This is a genomic window from Vibrio neonatus, assembly GCF_024346975.1.
Classification (GTDB): Bacteria; Pseudomonadota; Gammaproteobacteria; order Enterobacterales; family Vibrionaceae; genus Vibrio; species Vibrio neonatus.
In genome coordinates this window covers 96,719-111,420 of sequence record NZ_AP024885.1, presented here as the reverse complement: position 1 = coordinate 111,420, position 14,702 = coordinate 96,719, and the positions used below count along the sequence as shown (strand labels likewise).

The 14,702-nt window shown below is 42.4% G+C and carries 14 protein-coding genes; 9 read left to right on the top strand and 5 right to left on the bottom strand.

The window, feature by feature from the left end:
- Nucleotides 1–92: 92 nt before the first annotated feature.
- A complete protein-coding gene (locus tag OCU38_RS00530) occupies nucleotides 93–2,021 on the top strand; it encodes an AsmA family protein (protein ID WP_261823383.1) in 1,929 nt (642 codons plus the stop codon).
- On the opposite strand, the gene OCU38_RS00525 is transcribed toward OCU38_RS00530, so the two are convergent.
- From OCU38_RS00525 to OCU38_RS00505, 5 genes are all read right to left on the bottom strand, one after another.
- The gene (locus OCU38_RS00525) at nucleotides 1,999–2,922 is read right to left on the bottom strand and encodes a bifunctional GNAT family N-acetyltransferase/hotdog fold thioesterase (protein ID WP_152822143.1); all 924 of its coding nucleotides are present in this window, start codon (nucleotides 2,920–2,922) and stop codon (nucleotides 1,999–2,001) included. The genes OCU38_RS00530 and OCU38_RS00525 overlap by 23 nt on opposite strands.
- Before the next feature lie 43 nt (nucleotides 2,923–2,965).
- Nucleotides 2,966–3,400 (bottom strand): D-aminoacyl-tRNA deacylase, encoded by a 435-nt coding sequence (gene dtd / locus OCU38_RS00520; RefSeq protein WP_261823382.1) that lies wholly within the window; start codon nucleotides 3,398–3,400, stop codon nucleotides 2,966–2,968.
- Nucleotides 3,372–4,304 (bottom strand): virulence factor BrkB family protein, encoded by a 933-nt coding sequence (locus tag OCU38_RS00515; protein WP_261823381.1) that lies wholly within the window; start codon nucleotides 4,302–4,304, stop codon nucleotides 3,372–3,374. Before OCU38_RS00515 ends, dtd begins: the two co-directional genes overlap by 29 nt.
- 304 nt (nucleotides 4,305–4,608) lie before the next feature.
- Nucleotides 4,609–6,438, bottom strand: coding sequence for a translational GTPase TypA (gene typA / locus OCU38_RS00510; protein ID WP_261823380.1), 1,830 nt, complete (start codon nucleotides 6,436–6,438; stop codon nucleotides 4,609–4,611).
- 606 nt (nucleotides 6,439–7,044) lie between these two features.
- Complete coding sequence (locus OCU38_RS00505) at nucleotides 7,045–7,881, bottom strand: HNH endonuclease (protein ID WP_261823379.1); 837 nt, start codon at nucleotides 7,879–7,881, stop codon at nucleotides 7,045–7,047.
- Between the two features lie 572 nt (nucleotides 7,882–8,453).
- Between OCU38_RS00505 and OCU38_RS00500 the strand changes: the two genes are divergently transcribed.
- The 8 genes from OCU38_RS00500 to glnA all read left to right on the top strand — a co-directional run bounded on the left by OCU38_RS00500 (nucleotide 8,454) and on the right by glnA (nucleotide 14,600).
- Nucleotides 8,454–9,251, top strand: a complete 798-nt coding sequence (locus OCU38_RS00500; protein WP_261823378.1) for a hypothetical protein — start codon at nucleotides 8,454–8,456, stop codon at nucleotides 9,249–9,251.
- Nucleotides 9,251–9,505: a J domain-containing protein gene (locus tag OCU38_RS00495; protein WP_261823377.1), complete on the top strand. Its 255-nt coding sequence runs from the start codon at nucleotides 9,251–9,253 to the stop codon at nucleotides 9,503–9,505. The genes OCU38_RS00500 and OCU38_RS00495 overlap by 1 nt, the downstream gene beginning before the upstream one ends.
- On the top strand, nucleotides 9,495–10,619 hold the full coding sequence (locus tag OCU38_RS00490) for a HesA/MoeB/ThiF family protein (RefSeq protein WP_261823376.1): 1,125 nt from the start codon (nucleotides 9,495–9,497) through the stop codon (nucleotides 10,617–10,619). The genes OCU38_RS00495 and OCU38_RS00490 overlap by 11 nt, the downstream gene beginning before the upstream one ends.
- Nucleotides 10,619–10,870 (top strand): ubiquitin family protein, encoded by a 252-nt coding sequence (locus tag OCU38_RS00485; RefSeq protein ID WP_261823375.1) that lies wholly within the window; start codon nucleotides 10,619–10,621, stop codon nucleotides 10,868–10,870. Before OCU38_RS00490 ends, OCU38_RS00485 begins: the two co-directional genes overlap by 1 nt.
- Before the next feature lie 4 nt (nucleotides 10,871–10,874).
- Nucleotides 10,875–11,501, top strand: coding sequence for a ubiquitin-conjugating enzyme E2 (locus OCU38_RS00480; RefSeq protein WP_261823374.1), 627 nt, complete (start codon nucleotides 10,875–10,877; stop codon nucleotides 11,499–11,501).
- Nucleotides 11,498–12,067 carry a Mov34/MPN/PAD-1 family protein gene (locus OCU38_RS00475; RefSeq protein WP_261823373.1) on the top strand — a complete coding sequence of 190 codons (570 nt, stop codon included), beginning with the start codon at nucleotides 11,498–11,500 and terminating at the stop codon, nucleotides 12,065–12,067. Before OCU38_RS00480 ends, OCU38_RS00475 begins: the two co-directional genes overlap by 4 nt.
- A complete protein-coding gene (locus OCU38_RS17085) occupies nucleotides 12,048–12,338 on the top strand; it encodes a DUF4236 domain-containing protein (protein ID WP_390625229.1) in 291 nt (96 codons plus the stop codon). The genes OCU38_RS00475 and OCU38_RS17085 overlap by 20 nt, the downstream gene beginning before the upstream one ends.
- Nucleotides 12,339–13,190: 852 nt before the next feature.
- Nucleotides 13,191–14,600 carry a glutamate--ammonia ligase gene (gene glnA, locus OCU38_RS00470; protein WP_152822129.1) on the top strand — a complete coding sequence of 470 codons (1,410 nt, stop codon included), beginning with the start codon at nucleotides 13,191–13,193 and terminating at the stop codon, nucleotides 14,598–14,600.
- The last annotated feature ends 102 nt before the right edge of the window (nucleotides 14,601–14,702 follow it).

The window sequence follows — 14,702 nt, the reverse complement described above, 5'->3', positions numbered from 1 at the left end:
AACCAAGCCCCTGCTTTTAGGGGCTTTTTATTGATAAACAAATAGATATAAGTCATCTTTACCCCTACGCGAAAAACCTTTTGGGACACAAGATGAAAGCAGTACTTAAAATCTGTGGCTGGCTCCTACTGCTATTAATTGCGGGAGGCTTGGCTCTATTTTTATTCTTACAAACCTCTCATACCGCTTGGTTAACCCAACAGGTATTATCACGCGTCACCAGTGAAGACATTCATATTGGTCACTCTCATTATCAATACCCAAATACTCTGGTTTTATCGGATATCACCATCAAGCAACCCAACGATACCGTTGCTAGGGTAAACAATTTACAAATCACTCTAGATTCCCACCTAGATTGGGCAAAACCTGTTTCGGTCACCAATGTCACTCTTTCTGGCGTAAATCTGCCGCACGGCATTCCAGATTCGCAAGAGGTTAATTCTTGGGTTAAACAATGGCAACCTCAACACATTGAAGTTCGCGGTATAGATTTTGCCGACCACGACTTAATCGCTCGCGATCTACAACTGAGCTATTCACCGAGTAATGCCTTTCCCGAAGGGTACCTCAATATCAATGGTGAGCAGGTGTATTGGAAAGGTGAAGCCTTTAACCACTTCAAAGCCAACCTAAACTACCGTAAAGAGCATATTCAGCTCGATCTACTGAGCTTTGAATGGCGTAAAGGGAAAGTACAACTTATTGCCGAGCAAGATGGTGATAGCTGGACTCTCAACGATGCCTTAGTGCGAGACCTGCATTTATCGGCACCTTTAACTACCCAGTCTGGCCCTTCACCTGTGTTAAGTCTGATCGATAAAATCCATCATATTGAGCATTTGACTGTCGAACAATCTAGCTGGCAACAAGCTCAATTTGCCGTCAACCAAATGCGTTTACAACTGAGCAATTGGGATGTAAATAAAAGCATCTGGGCGCAAGAGAGTGAACTTAGCTTCTCTGCTGAAAGTGTTGATTGGCACAAACAACTGTTCCTAGAGCCGCAACTTTCCGCTCAACTGCAAGCAGGGCATATTCAATTAGAACAACTGGATTTTCTATTTGAAGAAGGACAGATTTCGACTCAAGGACAAGTATCCCCTGAGAAAATCGCACTGGATAACCTCAGTATTAAAAACCTTAAGTGGAGCATCAAAGACGCACAGGTGCATGCTCTTATCGAGCAACCTCTCAAGCAACTGCAACAGCTGCAAATCAACAAGCTCAAAATTGAACGTAGCCAAGTCATCGACCTTGCCACTGATAAGCATTGGCAAATTTCTAACTTGAACGCCGAAGGCGATAACTTGAGCCTGAAAAAAGATCATCAGTGGGCACTTTGGAATGGCAGTTTAGCCGCCAGTGCCAACAGCCTTACCCTACTGGGTGTGACTTCGATTAACCCTTATATCGAAGCCTCTAGCAAAGATGAGCAGTGGAACATTAAACAGCTATTCTTGCCAATTGATGACGGCTTGATCAAGGTACACTCAAATGTGAACCTAGCTCTACCAAGCATGCCGTGGGATCTCTCTGTACAAGCCTATGGCATCCCATTACAAACGGTCACTGCACCGCTGAATATGGCAATACATTGGAATGGCGTAACTGACTTAACGGCGGATCTGAACGGCTTAGGTGGTGATGATTTAATGTTTAGACATAGCTTAGACGGCACCATGAAGATTGCGCCGCATGATGTACAAGTACAACTACCTTTTGCCACGCAAGGGTCGCAATCTCTTATCATTCCAGAAATTAAGCTCACAGCACAACGAGGCGTGTTAAGTGTCGAGAATACTCAATTTGTCAGTGACCACCTTGCGGGCAATATTCAAGGCCGCGTCGACTTAGTAAAACCCAACGATGGCAATATTATGTTTAACTTGACCACCGACTGCGTCTCTTTTTCTTCAGCGCAACCTAAAGGCCGCAGTCATATTGCCGTTACTTGTACCAAACCGGATAACGAAGATGAGAGTAACGAGCTAACCACTACACACTCAGAGTCTCATTAGCCTGAGAGCTAGGTAATAGTACGTAAGTTCCAGTAAACTCAACCGCCTCTTGAGTACCGCTGTAAATAAACACTTTAATGATGATTCGGGCACGGCGACCACCCTCTAATCGGTCCAAGTCGCCGCTAATACCATCTAAAGAAGTACTGGCTTTAGGGCTTTCTTTGACGGGGTGACGATAGCGTATGTTACTGTCCGCTAGCACAATATCAGCATGCAAATTGCGCTCTTTCATCAGTAGCCATGCCATGCCCCACCCGGTCAGAGTGGCTAAAGTAAAAGCAGAGCCGGCAAACATAGTGTTATGAGGATTAAGGTTGGGGTTTAACTGCGCCACACATTCAAACTTATATCCTGTGTACTGATTGATCTTAATACCCATTTTATCGCTAATCGGGATTTGTTCTTCCCAGCGACGTTGCAACTCATTACACCAATCGGGGCGACGCAGAACATTCGCCATAGGGTCAATGGTTTTAACCATTTGTTGATGACGCATTGGGCCGCGCTCATCACTCAATTCGCCCTGACTTTCAAAGCCATTATTTCGATAAAACTCAATAGCGTCTTCACGCGCATTACACACCAGTCGCTTTACCCCTTCCTCGCGCGCGAGCGATTCAAGAGCGACCATAATCAAAGAACCAACCCCTTTGCCTTGGCGGTTTTTCTTCACCGCCATATAGCGGATCTGGCCATCATCATCGGCCGTCACATATAAACGACCAATCGCCACAGGGCGACCTCGACCGTCTACAATCATGCGGTGGTGACTCAACTCATCGTATTCATCTCTTTCGGAGCCTTTTGGTCTTTGCCAAGGTTCACGTAGCATCTGCCAACGAAAGTGATAATACTTCTGTAATTGATTTTCGGTACTGGGAGTAATTAGTTTAAACATAGTGTTTCAGGTCCATTGAATCCATTAGTTATGGGGCGCAACCCTAGACTTGCAGCCAAAAAGTCACCGGTCCATCATTGACCAAAGAAACTTTCATATCGGCGGCAAATCGACCGCGCTCAGTGGGCAACACTTCTTCGCATCTGTCCGAGAAATATTCATAAAGTCGCTTCGCTTCATCGGGCGCAGCGCCACGCGAGAAACCCGCTCGAGTGCCTTTTTTAGTATCCGCTGGCAAAGTAAATTGAGAAACCACTAGCACGCTACCATCAACCTGCTTCACATTCAGGTTCATTTTATCGTCCTCATCACCAAATACACGATATGTGGTGACGCGCTCCATTAAGCGCTTAGCTTTGGCTTCGTCATCGTCTTTTTCAACTCCGAGCAATACCAGCAAGCCTTTGCCAATCTCACCCACCACTTCACCATCGACCTTTACGGCCGCTTCACTCACTCTCTGTATCAGAGCTATCACGTCGAATCCTTTTTCTCATTAATATATTTTGGTAATGCAAAAATGAGCTCATATCAAATGGCTTATCCACTCGCCAAACTTCATCTTCACCAAGACTTGCGGTAATTTCCGCACCGATTAATACGATCATCCAACACAGATAGATCCACATAAAGAGCAAAGGTACAGCGGCTAAAGCGCCATAAATTAACTGATACGATGGAAACTGCGACACATAATAAGCAAACAGCTTTTTACTGACTTCAAACAAGCAGCCTGCCACTAATGCGCCCGCCAGCGCATGATTAAAGCGAACCTTAATATTAGGCACTAATAGATAAAGCCCAAAGAATGCGATGAAAGAAAAAATAATCGGTAGCAAACCGTACACCAGATGGACGGTATCTTCACTCCACACTTTGAGTGAGGCGATGTAAGAAGAAAACACTAAGCTAGTGCCCATTAAGATTGGGCCTAAGGTCAATACCATCCAATAAATCGACAATGAATACACGGTGCGGCGCTTCTTGCGCACTCGCCAAATGTAATTCAGATTCTTATCAATTGCTGAAATCAACAATACCGCTGCCACAAACAGAAAGATCAATCCAATCGACGTCATCTTACCTGTATTGGCAATAAACTCATTTAAGGTGTGCTGAATTGCCTCACCCGCTGTAGGAACAAAATTGCTAAACACAAATTGCTGAACGGTATCACCAACCCCGTCAAACATCGGTACTCGAGACAGTGCCGTTAACGTTACAGTGGTCAGTGGCACTAAAGATAACAAAGTAATATAGGCCATATAGCCGGCATTGACGGGCAACCTATCGTGCTTTGCTCTTTGGTAAAGGTAGCTGAAATAGTGCAGTAACACATGCACCCAATTTGGAAAGTTTGGAAGATTTGGAATTTTCTGCATCCTGCTGTAACACCGAACTTAGTTTCTAGCCTACTCGATCTGAGGCTGAGAAAGTTAAAAGACTTAGGGTGAATTATACCAATCCCTTGTAGTGACCCTTATATCAATCCTGATACACATTTCACTATGTGAACGTTTCCTCGAGTCATTTTTGACACACTCAGATATTAGATTGATATCAAAAAGTCGTCTCAGTTTAGCAAAACTAATTCGCCGATAAAAGAAAGCCCCACTGAGGTAAGTCAAATGACAACTTCAGTGGGGCTTAAATAAGTTAGATAACTAGCGAAACGCTAATTGTCTCTTATTTTGCTGGGCGACTCGCACGTTTACGTTCGTTTTCAGTAAGAAGTTTCTTACGGATACGAATGCTTTCTGGAGTTACTTCTACTAGTTCATCTTCATCGATAAACTCTAGAGCTTGCTCTAGTGTGTGTTTGATCGGTGGTGAAAGAACCTGAGCTTCATCCGTACCAGAAGCACGTACGTTAGTTAGCTGCTTACCTTTAAGACAGTTAACTGTTAGGTCGTTAGAACGGTTATGAATACCGATAATCTGACCTTCGTATACTTCATCAGCGTGCTGAGCAAATAGACGACCACGCTCTTGTAGGTTAAACAATGCGTAAGTCAGTGCTTTACCTGTTGCGTTAGAAATTAGAACGCCGTTGTTACGTTGACCGATTACGCCACCTTTGTGCGGGCCGTAGTGATCAAATGTGTGGTACATCAAACCAGAACCAGAAGTCAGAGTCAGGAACTCAGTTTGGAAACCGATAAGACCACGAGAAGGCATCATAAAGTCCATACGTACACGGCCTTTACCATCTGGAGACATATCTGTTAGCTCACCTTTACGTAGGCCGATATTTTCCATGATGCCACCTTGGTGCTCTTCAAGCACATCGATGGTTACTGTTTCGTATGGTTCTAGAAGTTGACCGTCTTCTTCCTTCAGGATTACTTCAGGACGAGAAACTGCTAGCTCGAAGCCTTCACGACGCATGTTTTCAATCAGGATAGAAAGGTGAAGCTCACCACGACCTGAAACGCGGAATTTATCTGGATCGTCAGTTTGTTCAACACGTAGTGCTACGTTGTGAACCAATTCTTTTTCTAGACGCTCTAGGATATTACGTGAAGTAACGAATTTACCTTCTTTACCAGCAAACGGAGAAGTGTTTACTTGGAAAGTCATGGTTACTGTTGGCTCATCTACAGATAGAGGAGTCATAGCTTCAACGTTGTTTTGGTCACAGATAGTGTCTGAAATTTTCAGCTCGCCTAAACCTGTGATTGCGATGATATCGCCAGCGTTTGCTTGATCAACTTCATGACGCTCAAGGCCAAGGTAACCAAGAACCGTACCCACTTTACCGTTACGTTTCTTGCCATCAGCACCAACGATAGTCACTTGTTGGTTTGGTTTGATGCTACCGCGAGTAACACGACATACACCAATAACACCAACGTAAGAGCTGTAATCAAGTTGCGATACTTGCATTTGTAGATCGCCATTAATGTCAACATTAGGCTTTTCTACGTTATCAACGATAGCTTGGAACAATGGTTCCATATCTTCGCCAACTTCACCTTCTTCAAGTGTTGCCCAACCGTTTAGAGCTGATGCGTAAACAACTTGGAAGTCTAGTTGATCATCAGTTGCACCTAGGTTATCAAACAAATCAAATACTTGATCCATTACCCAATCAGGACGAGAACCAGGACGGTCAATCTTGTTGATTACAACAATTGGTTTAAGACCGTGTGCAAATGCTTTTTGTGTTACGAAGCGAGTTTGAGGCATAGGACCATCAACTGCATCAACAATAAGTAGCACTGAGTCAACCATAGACATAATACGCTCTACTTCACCACCGAAGTCTGCGTGTCCAGGAGTATCAACGATATTAATACGGTAATCGTGCCAGTTGATGGCGGTGTTCTTCGCCAAAATGGTGATACCACGTTCCTTTTCGATATCGTTTGAGTCCATCACGCGCTCTTCAACTTCGCCGCGGGATTCAAGCGTACCTGATTGTTGAAGCAGCTTATCAACCAAAGTTGTTTTACCGTGGTCAACGTGCGCAATGATGGCGATGTTTCTTAACTTATCAATCTGTGGAGTAGACATGAATAGAGTTCACTCAGTAGAGTCTCGGCAGTGTGCCGATGACAGGGAATAAAAATTTCGCGCTAATGTATCAGATTTTAGCCAAAATCCCAACTAGATGTGATCTATCCCCCAACTTATTTCCTAATTTATTTGTTATATATTAAGAAATCCCGCCAAATCAGCCACTGCTAAACAGCAAAAACACCTCAGCGAAAGCCGAGTTTGGGAGCGCAATAAAGTCTCATACTGAGTATTAAGGTGTCATACTAAAAAGGCGGCAATCACATCGGTACGCTACCTTTTCTAAAACATTTATGTCCCAATATCATTTTCAGGTTGCCAGATAGAAAGGTCGCCAAGATCTGACCAGCCAATAGCTATCCGTCCTCTTTGGATTATTTGATCTAATGCTGTTTCTGATTCTTCGTGATGTGTAACTAACCGCCAAATGTCCATCAATGCCCATTCCGTTAATGATTTTGCAAGCTCAGAAATAAAACAAACGTATTATAGTTGAACCGTGGCTTCACAGAAATAGAGTCTCAAAGGGGAAGTTGCTCATTATGTCCTGCGACGAGTTTGACTGGGCTTCTCGGTCGAGGTAGGGACAAAAGCAAATTAGTGCTACACATTGCTTGAAGATCCAAAATGAAGCTCTCGGTGGCAATTAGGGCAAAGTGCTTGTGCGTTATCAATACTATCAGTGCCACCATCAGCCAATCTTATAATATGATGCACTTCTAATAAGTAGGGAGTATTGCCTTTACGTTTTAGAAAAGGAGCTTGTTGCTTGCAACGCTCACATACACCATTTGCCCTCAGCAATACTTCAACTATGACATCTGGGTTTCTCTTAAATGTTGTAGTGACGGTTTGAATTTTTTCAGGGTATTTAGGGGAGGATTCTAGCCTTTTCTTGCGATTTTTAAGGGTGTCCTTCATAGACTCAGCTATGGCTTTATCCAGATCAAATCTTACTTTATCAGCAGAATAGATATCCTCCACATCTTGCTCATGTTGTAAATACTCTGGAAGTTCATGAAGTTTGTTCGCAAGCATCCGGATACTATCAGCTAGAGGAATGACATTTTGCTTATGAGCAAAAAAATTGGCGGTCGTATTCTCGCTTTTGATGAGCTCTTGAAATGTTTGATTTGACATTGGGCCTTTTGCTAAGCGGTCTAAAAACACTTCGAAATTAACCCGTTCTCCATGAATGAAATCACTCTCTGGAAAGGCCTTGCCTCGGTCCCTGTAGGGTATACTGTGATGAATCGCATTCAGATAGTGCATTATAGGCTGATAGTGTGACAGTTCGTGCCGACGGACATTCTCGCTTGAGTTTGTCATAATAAAACGAAATTCGTCCTTCGACATCGGCCCAAAATTAAAGAGCGTTAAAAAAGGCTTGTTAACATCTCCACCCTTAAAATGACGCCAACTCAAGATATCTGAACGCATTTGCACCCCTAACGTAAAAATCGACAGTTTAACTACATATTACCGTAAACAAAGTAGTTTAAGTCGCAAATGATGCGCAAAGGGATAAGAGCGACTTAGAGCTACTGCTCTAAAATACTTTTGATGGCAATAGTGTTACCGCAAATGGCTTACTGCTTCGTTGATCTGAGTGTGTAGTTTGACGGCAGATAGTAAAGATCCGCAGTCTAGTGCTCAAGCCATTACACTTTTCTAGAGTTTAGCTTTCGCGTTTGCACAATCTTTTGTCAAATGGATAGTTTCGGCTAACTCATTTGCGTCCACAGACGTGTTGACGGGGTTTGTGTTAACACGTCTTTGACCCAAAGTTTGTTGGTGTGAGTTTTTATCTCAATAGAGAAGAGGCGGAGGGATTACGTAAAGCAGCGCTGAGGCGAAGGGAGTCAGTCTGCAGTTATATCCGATTGATTTTAAACGTGTGATTGAGATGGTTTTGAATGGCAAAACTTGATCGAGTCGTATGCAATTAATGCTTAATATGGCTAATATGTTCATCGTAGTTACATAGTATCTTTATAGGGAATGATTAAGTTGTGGAGTTTCTGATTTTTATAGGTGTCTGTTGGTTAGTTTCTGCATTATTCGGTGGGAGTAAATCAAACTCATCTTCTACAAATAACACGAGAAATACTTATAATCAAAATACACATTCCTCACCGCCACAAAAAAAACCTAATACACCTCCTCAATCGTTTAGACCATCGACTAGAACTCAAACGCCTACTAGCGCAAGACCGACGATTAAGTTTTCTACAGAGACTTCCAGTTCTAATTCCTTTAGCAGTGAAAATCGTAGTGGACTTTCAGGCATAGACCTGTCTGGTTTACATGATGCGTTTACAGGGGCTCCTTTAGATAAGAGGTTAGGGTTACATCAATGCCACAATTGTAAAGTATTTTATCACTCTGAGAGTGTTACCGTCCTTTTAGAGGCAAACGCAGGTCAATGTGTTGCCTGCCAGTCAACGCAAATCCAATCAGTTAATGTTGATCAGGGGCAAAAGTCAGGACGAGACTACACTCCAGATGTAATTACTTTGAGTAATTACAAGGATCATGTAGGTTCAGTTGTAACGTTCGAAGCTAAGGTTGTAGAGGTAAAAGAGAGTCGTCGCGGTAATGACTTTGCAGTTATGTTTGAACGTAAGTCATGGACTCGTGGGTTTAAGCTTGTGTTCTTCCGTAGTGCAGTGAGAAAGGTTGGTGGTAAACCATATATCTCTGGCTTGAGTGGTAAAACTGTTAAGGTTCGTGGTCTAGTCGTTAATCATCCACAGTTCGGCTATGAGATCATCGTTTCAGAAAAATCAATGATATTGAGTGCTCGTTAATGAAATGGACAGATTTAGATACATCACAAAGTGGTTATAAGAGTGAACTAGAGCTGCTCGAAAGCCAAACTCCACATGAGCGTTTAGGTATCCCGACAGGTGCCACCCTGGCTCAGGCGAAAAAGGCATATAAAGAGAAAGTTAGGCTTTACCACCCTGATCGCACTGATGGCTTTATGTCGCAATACAGTTCTGAGGTTGTGAAAATGTTGAATGATGCGATAAAAAGGATAAAAAAGCTCCATGGGAAATAGTACCGAGAGATACCAGCGACATGAGTTAATTGATTGGTTTCCACAACAAGCGGTCCACAATGCCAAAGTTGCTGTTATTGGCTGTGGGGCTGTCGGGAATGAGGTCGCAAAAAATTTAGCTTTGCTTGGGGTGGGTTATATCGACCTCTATGATTTCGATACGATTGAAATACATAACTTAACTAAAAGTGTTCTCTTTAGAGAGTGTGATGTTGGTGAGCGAAAAGTTGAAGTTGCTAAACGGCGACTTATTGAACTAGAGCCCAATATTACAGTAAATGCTTTTCATGGTGATGCTTGGGAGCTTATAAACTTCCAGAAACTTGGAAGTTACTCTTGCGTCTTGTGCTGCGTAGATAATTTTGAAGCTAGAATAAAACTCAATAAGCTATGTCTTTTAGCCGGCATTCCTCTTATTAATACGGGAATAGATAGTAAGTATTGTCAAATTGAGGCTTATCCTTTTGGTGAGCATGGCTCTAATGCCTGCTATGAGTGCGCTTTACCTTTATCCGTGTATGACAAAGTTCAAGAACGATACTCGTGTGGTTGGCTAAAAAAAGTAGCATTCAAAGAGAAAAAAATACCGACCACGATTATCACGTCAGGTATTACAGGTAGCTTGGCTACCTCTTTTGCTATGAGTTTTATCAAAGGAGACTTTGAACACGATGCTGTTCGCATCCTCCAAAACTCGATGACAGGTCAAACTTCTATATCGAAGTTAGTTAAAAGTGAACAGTGTCCCTGCTGCTCAGAGATATCTGAAGAACCAGTAATAATTTCTGGAACACGTAACATTGTCCAGTTGAGTGATAACTTTGATGGAGTGCAGGATTCGCTGATCACAAGTAGTGAACCGATTATTGTCTCGGCCGTTTGTTCTATCTGTGGTGCTAGTAATGAGTCAGTCGAATTTACAAAGGCTTCTAATTCGGATTCAAGCCTTATGTGGTGTAACAACTGCAAAACTGAATCTGTACTGGTAGACATCAAGGACTACTTTACATTGAGAGAGATCAAAGAACACTATTTAAAAGAAACCTTCCCTGGGAAGTTTGTACAGATGCAAACTCGGGGGAAAACTGTAATTATTGAATTGAGGGATAGTTAATGTCTGAAATAAAGGTAATCATTAGAACAGCTGACCAGACACGTAAAGCTGAAGTTGTATTGGATTCGTCAAATACTGGTGCTGATGTTATCCAAGCTTCTGTAGATAACTGGTCTCTTCCAGTGGATACAGATTACAGTTTGGTAAGTACAAATTCAGGTAAAACACTAACACCCGCATCTACGCTCCAGAGTGCTGAAGTTAAAGATGGTGATATTTTAGAAGTTCAACCCGTTTTAGTCGCAGGTTAAAGTAATGAGTGCATTCGCTACAAGAGTTCAAGAAGATCTACGTAAGATTGAGGTTTTGAGTCGAGAAACTAACGGGCTCGTTAAGGTTGTATCGACGGTTGGTAATCCTGTTAGAGAACTAGTGATTGAGTTGGGTTACCCCACTGCTGGTTCAAGTGATTTTCCTACAGTTATTCAAAACAAAACAACAGTCAAAATTGAGTTATTGAGTCGATACCCGTTTCAAGAACCGAGTGCTAAAATTACGACGCCGATATACCACCCTAACGTGTACTCTTCAGGTCAAATTTGTTTCGGTACAAAGTGGCTTCCGTCTCAAAGTCTAGATTTGTTGGTACGTCGGATTATCAAAATTATTACTTTTGATGAAAGCCTACTTAATGAAGCATCTCCAGCCAACGGAGCTGCATTAAGGTGGTATCGAATGGCTGTGGCAACTAACCCTAATAGTTTCCCGACGACAAAACTGAGCCAGGATGTACAACCGAAAAAAACGATGTCGTGGAGTAATGTTGAAAGTAAGGTTTTAGTTAATTGTATTCATTGCCATACTTCTTTGCGCTTACCTAGCGGTAAGCGAGGCAACGTTAATTGTCCAAGTTGTAAAAAAGGATTTTATGTTGAAACATGAAATGGATAGATAGAAAACCGGATATTTCCGCCAAATCTGTCACTGAGTTTCTTTCTGGGTTATCAGTTTTACCTGTATTAGATTTGTTGTCTAGTAGTGTCGAAAGCCCTCATGTACTCATTTCTGATAGTGTTAGAAAGACCGTGATGGAACACATCTCTAGTAATCGTACAGAGTCAGGAGGTTTGCTCATAGGTGAAGTATTTAGTTTGGATGACTTAAACTCGGGTGTAGTTGCTGTGAGTATTACGAAAGCTGTTCCCAGTCAAGATTTTGATGCTACAAGTGTTTCATTAAGTATGGGGCCCGCTGTATGGGATATAGCTCGTTCTTACGTTACTAAACATCGTTTCGTGGTGGGGTGGTATCATAGTCATCCAGATTTAGGGGCATTTTTTAGCGGCACAGATCGTAAGACTCAAGCGGAATTTTTCAACCAAGAATATCATCTAGGCTTGGTTATTGATCCTGTAAGGGATGAAGAGTTATGGTTTGTCGGTAAAGATTCCTTAACTATCCCTTTTAGCCACGTATGGGGAGGCTTGAGTGAGTTGGCAATGGTTTAAGTCGTTTAAGCTTCCTGCAGGGTTGAGGGCAAACGTCTCGCAGAGAGGTATAGCGTACTCTATTGGCTTTGGGATCATTAGAGTTGGAACTTCACCCTCAGGAAAGCGATGGTTTTCAATTAGGGTTCCCATTATTGGATTAAGATTTTTCCGATATATAGATCAAAAACCGCGCCAACGACAGCAAACTGAAAGTGGGCATGGCAGTTATTCTGGTGGGCAACATCGAAATAAAGAGACTAAGAACATTCGTTGGAATGATTTAAAGTAACATCATCTGCTCTGTTTGGTGTGATTGGTGTGTGTTTGCAACTCATAGTAATTGAAATAAGGAAGTTATTGACTCTAAATAGGTCGGTATAGATCTTATTCCCTCATAGTTAAAGCGACACTTTATAAATCAGTGTACTGTAGCGGTACGCTGAATTTGGCCACCTTTATATCTGCCGATTGCATGGTTTGAAATACCTGAGGTAATCCCAATAGTCATAGTATGTTTTGGCTCGTAACTCGGTTTTGCCCAGAAATATGTTTCAACGAATGATGAAGACAACCAGTATGATACTTTAATACTCAGCGGTAGCCCGATTCAGACTTGGTTGTAGAAATTAGTATGAAACTTCATTCCTCTCCCACACCAAGAATTCGCATCTATATAGTAAGAAAACGTTATTTTCGTATCCGTCCTCTGTTTGCTGTTTGTCGAAAACCACAAATTTTTAAGCAAAAAACCCCACCAGTGCCATCCAAGCCTGTCTCTCTGTATTTGTAATCACGCACCAACATTGGGCGAATCGGTTCTACATGCTGATGAATCTCTCAAAATCAACTTGCAACGATACATAAATCACTAAAACCAGCCTTAAATTTGCACCAAAATAAAGCAAATGCGGATCATTTTGGTGCAGTCAGTGCTAGAGAATGCTATTAAAACATCGTCAACCCATTGAACAATAAGGGAATATAAAAGTTGGCACAGCTTTCGCATAAGAGAGTGTATTAGAGAGAACAATCGAAAAATATTCATTGTTCGATGACTAAAAAAGAGTGTAGATTGTGTTCTAGGACTTTACGCTCACCATTATCGAGCAATCACGTTTACCAACACTGGAGGTTATCCAACATGTCAGTAGAAAATGTATTATCGCTGATTCAAGAAAACGAAGTTAAGTTTGTAGACTTACGCTTCACAGATACTAAAGGTAAAGAGCAACATATCTCTATTCCTTCACATCAAGTTGATGCTGACTTCTTCGAAGAAGGCAAAATGTTTGACGGTTCATCTGTAGCTGGTTGGAAAGGTATTAACGAATCTGACATGGTTATGATGCCAGATGCAGCAAGTGCTGTCCTTGACCCATTCACTGAAGATTCAACGCTAAACATCCGTTGTGACATTCTTGAGCCTGCGACTCTGCAAGGATACGACCGTGACCCACGTTCTATCGCTAAACGCTCTGAAGAATACATGCGTTCTACAGGTATTGCTGACACCGTATTAATCGGTCCAGAACCAGAATTCTTCCTATTTGATGACGTGAAGTTTAACACTGACATGTCTGGTTCTTTCTACAAGATTGATGACATCGAAGCTTCTTGGAACTCAGGTACTGATTACGAAGAAGGCAACAAAGGTCACCGTCCTGGCGTTAAAGGTGGTTACTTCCCAGTAGCTCCTGTTGATTCTTCTCAAGACATCCGTTCTGCAATGTGTCTGATCATGGAAGAAATGGGTCTAGTTGTTGAAGCGCATCACCACGAAGTTGCTACTGCGGGTCAAAACGAGATTGCTACTCGTTTCAACACGCTAACAACTAAAGCGGATGAAACTCAAATCTATAAGTATGTTGTTCATAACGTAGCTCACGCTTACGGTAAAACAGCAACTTTCATGCCTAAACCACTAGTTGGCGACAACGGTTCTGGTATGCACGTTCACCAATCTCTAGCAAAAGACGGTGTAAACCTGTTTGCTGGTGACAAATACGGCGGCCTTTCTGACCTAGCGATCTACTACATCGGTGGTATCATTAAGCACGCTCGCGCAATCAACGCATTTGCTAACCCTGCAACTAACTCGTACAAGCGTCTAGTTCCAGGATTCGAAGCTCCAGTTATGCTTGCATACTCTGCACGTAACCGTTCTGCTTCTATCCGTATCCCAGTGGTACCAAGCCCTAAAGCACGTCGTATCGAACTTCGCTTCGGTGATCCAGCGGCTAACCCATACCTAGCATACTCTGCAATGCTAATGGCTGGCCTTGACGGAATTAAGAACAAGATTCACCCAGGGGAAGCTATGGATAAAGATCTATACGACCTACCTGCAGAAGAAGCAGCTGAAATCCCAACAGTTGCAGCTTCTCTACAAGAAGCTCTAGAAGCTCTTGATGGTGACCGTGAGTTCTTGACTGCTGGCGGCGTATTCTCTGACGACTTCATCGACTCTTACATCACTCTAAAATCTAGCGATGTAGAGAAACTGAACATGACAACTCACCCAGTTGAGTTTGAACTTTACTACTCAGTTTAATCTGTAAATAGTCAGTTTAATTAAGTAAGGGCCTGCCAATTTGGTAGGCCCTTTTTCTTGCTCTGCTATTATACCAATCGTACTAAATAACTGGTCAGAACT

What these genes read in the sequence shown, in the direction of transcription:
- OCU38_RS00505 (WP_261823379.1), bottom strand. Translation starts at nt 7,881, where the DNA reads ATGCGTTCAGATATCTTGAGTTGGCGTCATTTTAAGGGTGGAGATGTT.
- OCU38_RS00525 (WP_152822143.1), bottom strand. Translation starts at nt 2,922, where the DNA reads ATGTTTAAACTAATTACTCCCAGTACCGAAAATCAATTACAGAAGTAT.
- glnA (WP_152822129.1), top strand. Translation starts at nt 13,191, where the DNA reads ATGTCAGTAGAAAATGTATTATCGCTGATTCAAGAAAACGAAGTTAAG.
- OCU38_RS00475 (WP_261823373.1), top strand. Translation starts at nt 11,498, where the DNA reads ATGAAATGGATAGATAGAAAACCGGATATTTCCGCCAAATCTGTCACT.
- typA (WP_261823380.1), bottom strand. Translation starts at nt 6,438, where the DNA reads ATGTCTACTCCACAGATTGATAAGTTAAGAAACATCGCCATCATTGCG.
- OCU38_RS00490 (WP_261823376.1), top strand. Translation starts at nt 9,495, where the DNA reads ATGGGAAATAGTACCGAGAGATACCAGCGACATGAGTTAATTGATTGG.
- OCU38_RS00495 (WP_261823377.1), top strand. Translation starts at nt 9,251, where the DNA reads ATGAAATGGACAGATTTAGATACATCACAAAGTGGTTATAAGAGTGAA.
- OCU38_RS00530 (WP_261823383.1), top strand. Translation starts at nt 93, where the DNA reads ATGAAAGCAGTACTTAAAATCTGTGGCTGGCTCCTACTGCTATTAATT.
- OCU38_RS00515 (WP_261823381.1), bottom strand. Translation starts at nt 4,304, where the DNA reads ATGCAGAAAATTCCAAATCTTCCAAACTTTCCAAATTGGGTGCATGTG.
- OCU38_RS00480 (WP_261823374.1), top strand. Translation starts at nt 10,875, where the DNA reads ATGAGTGCATTCGCTACAAGAGTTCAAGAAGATCTACGTAAGATTGAG.
- OCU38_RS00485 (WP_261823375.1), top strand. Translation starts at nt 10,619, where the DNA reads ATGTCTGAAATAAAGGTAATCATTAGAACAGCTGACCAGACACGTAAA.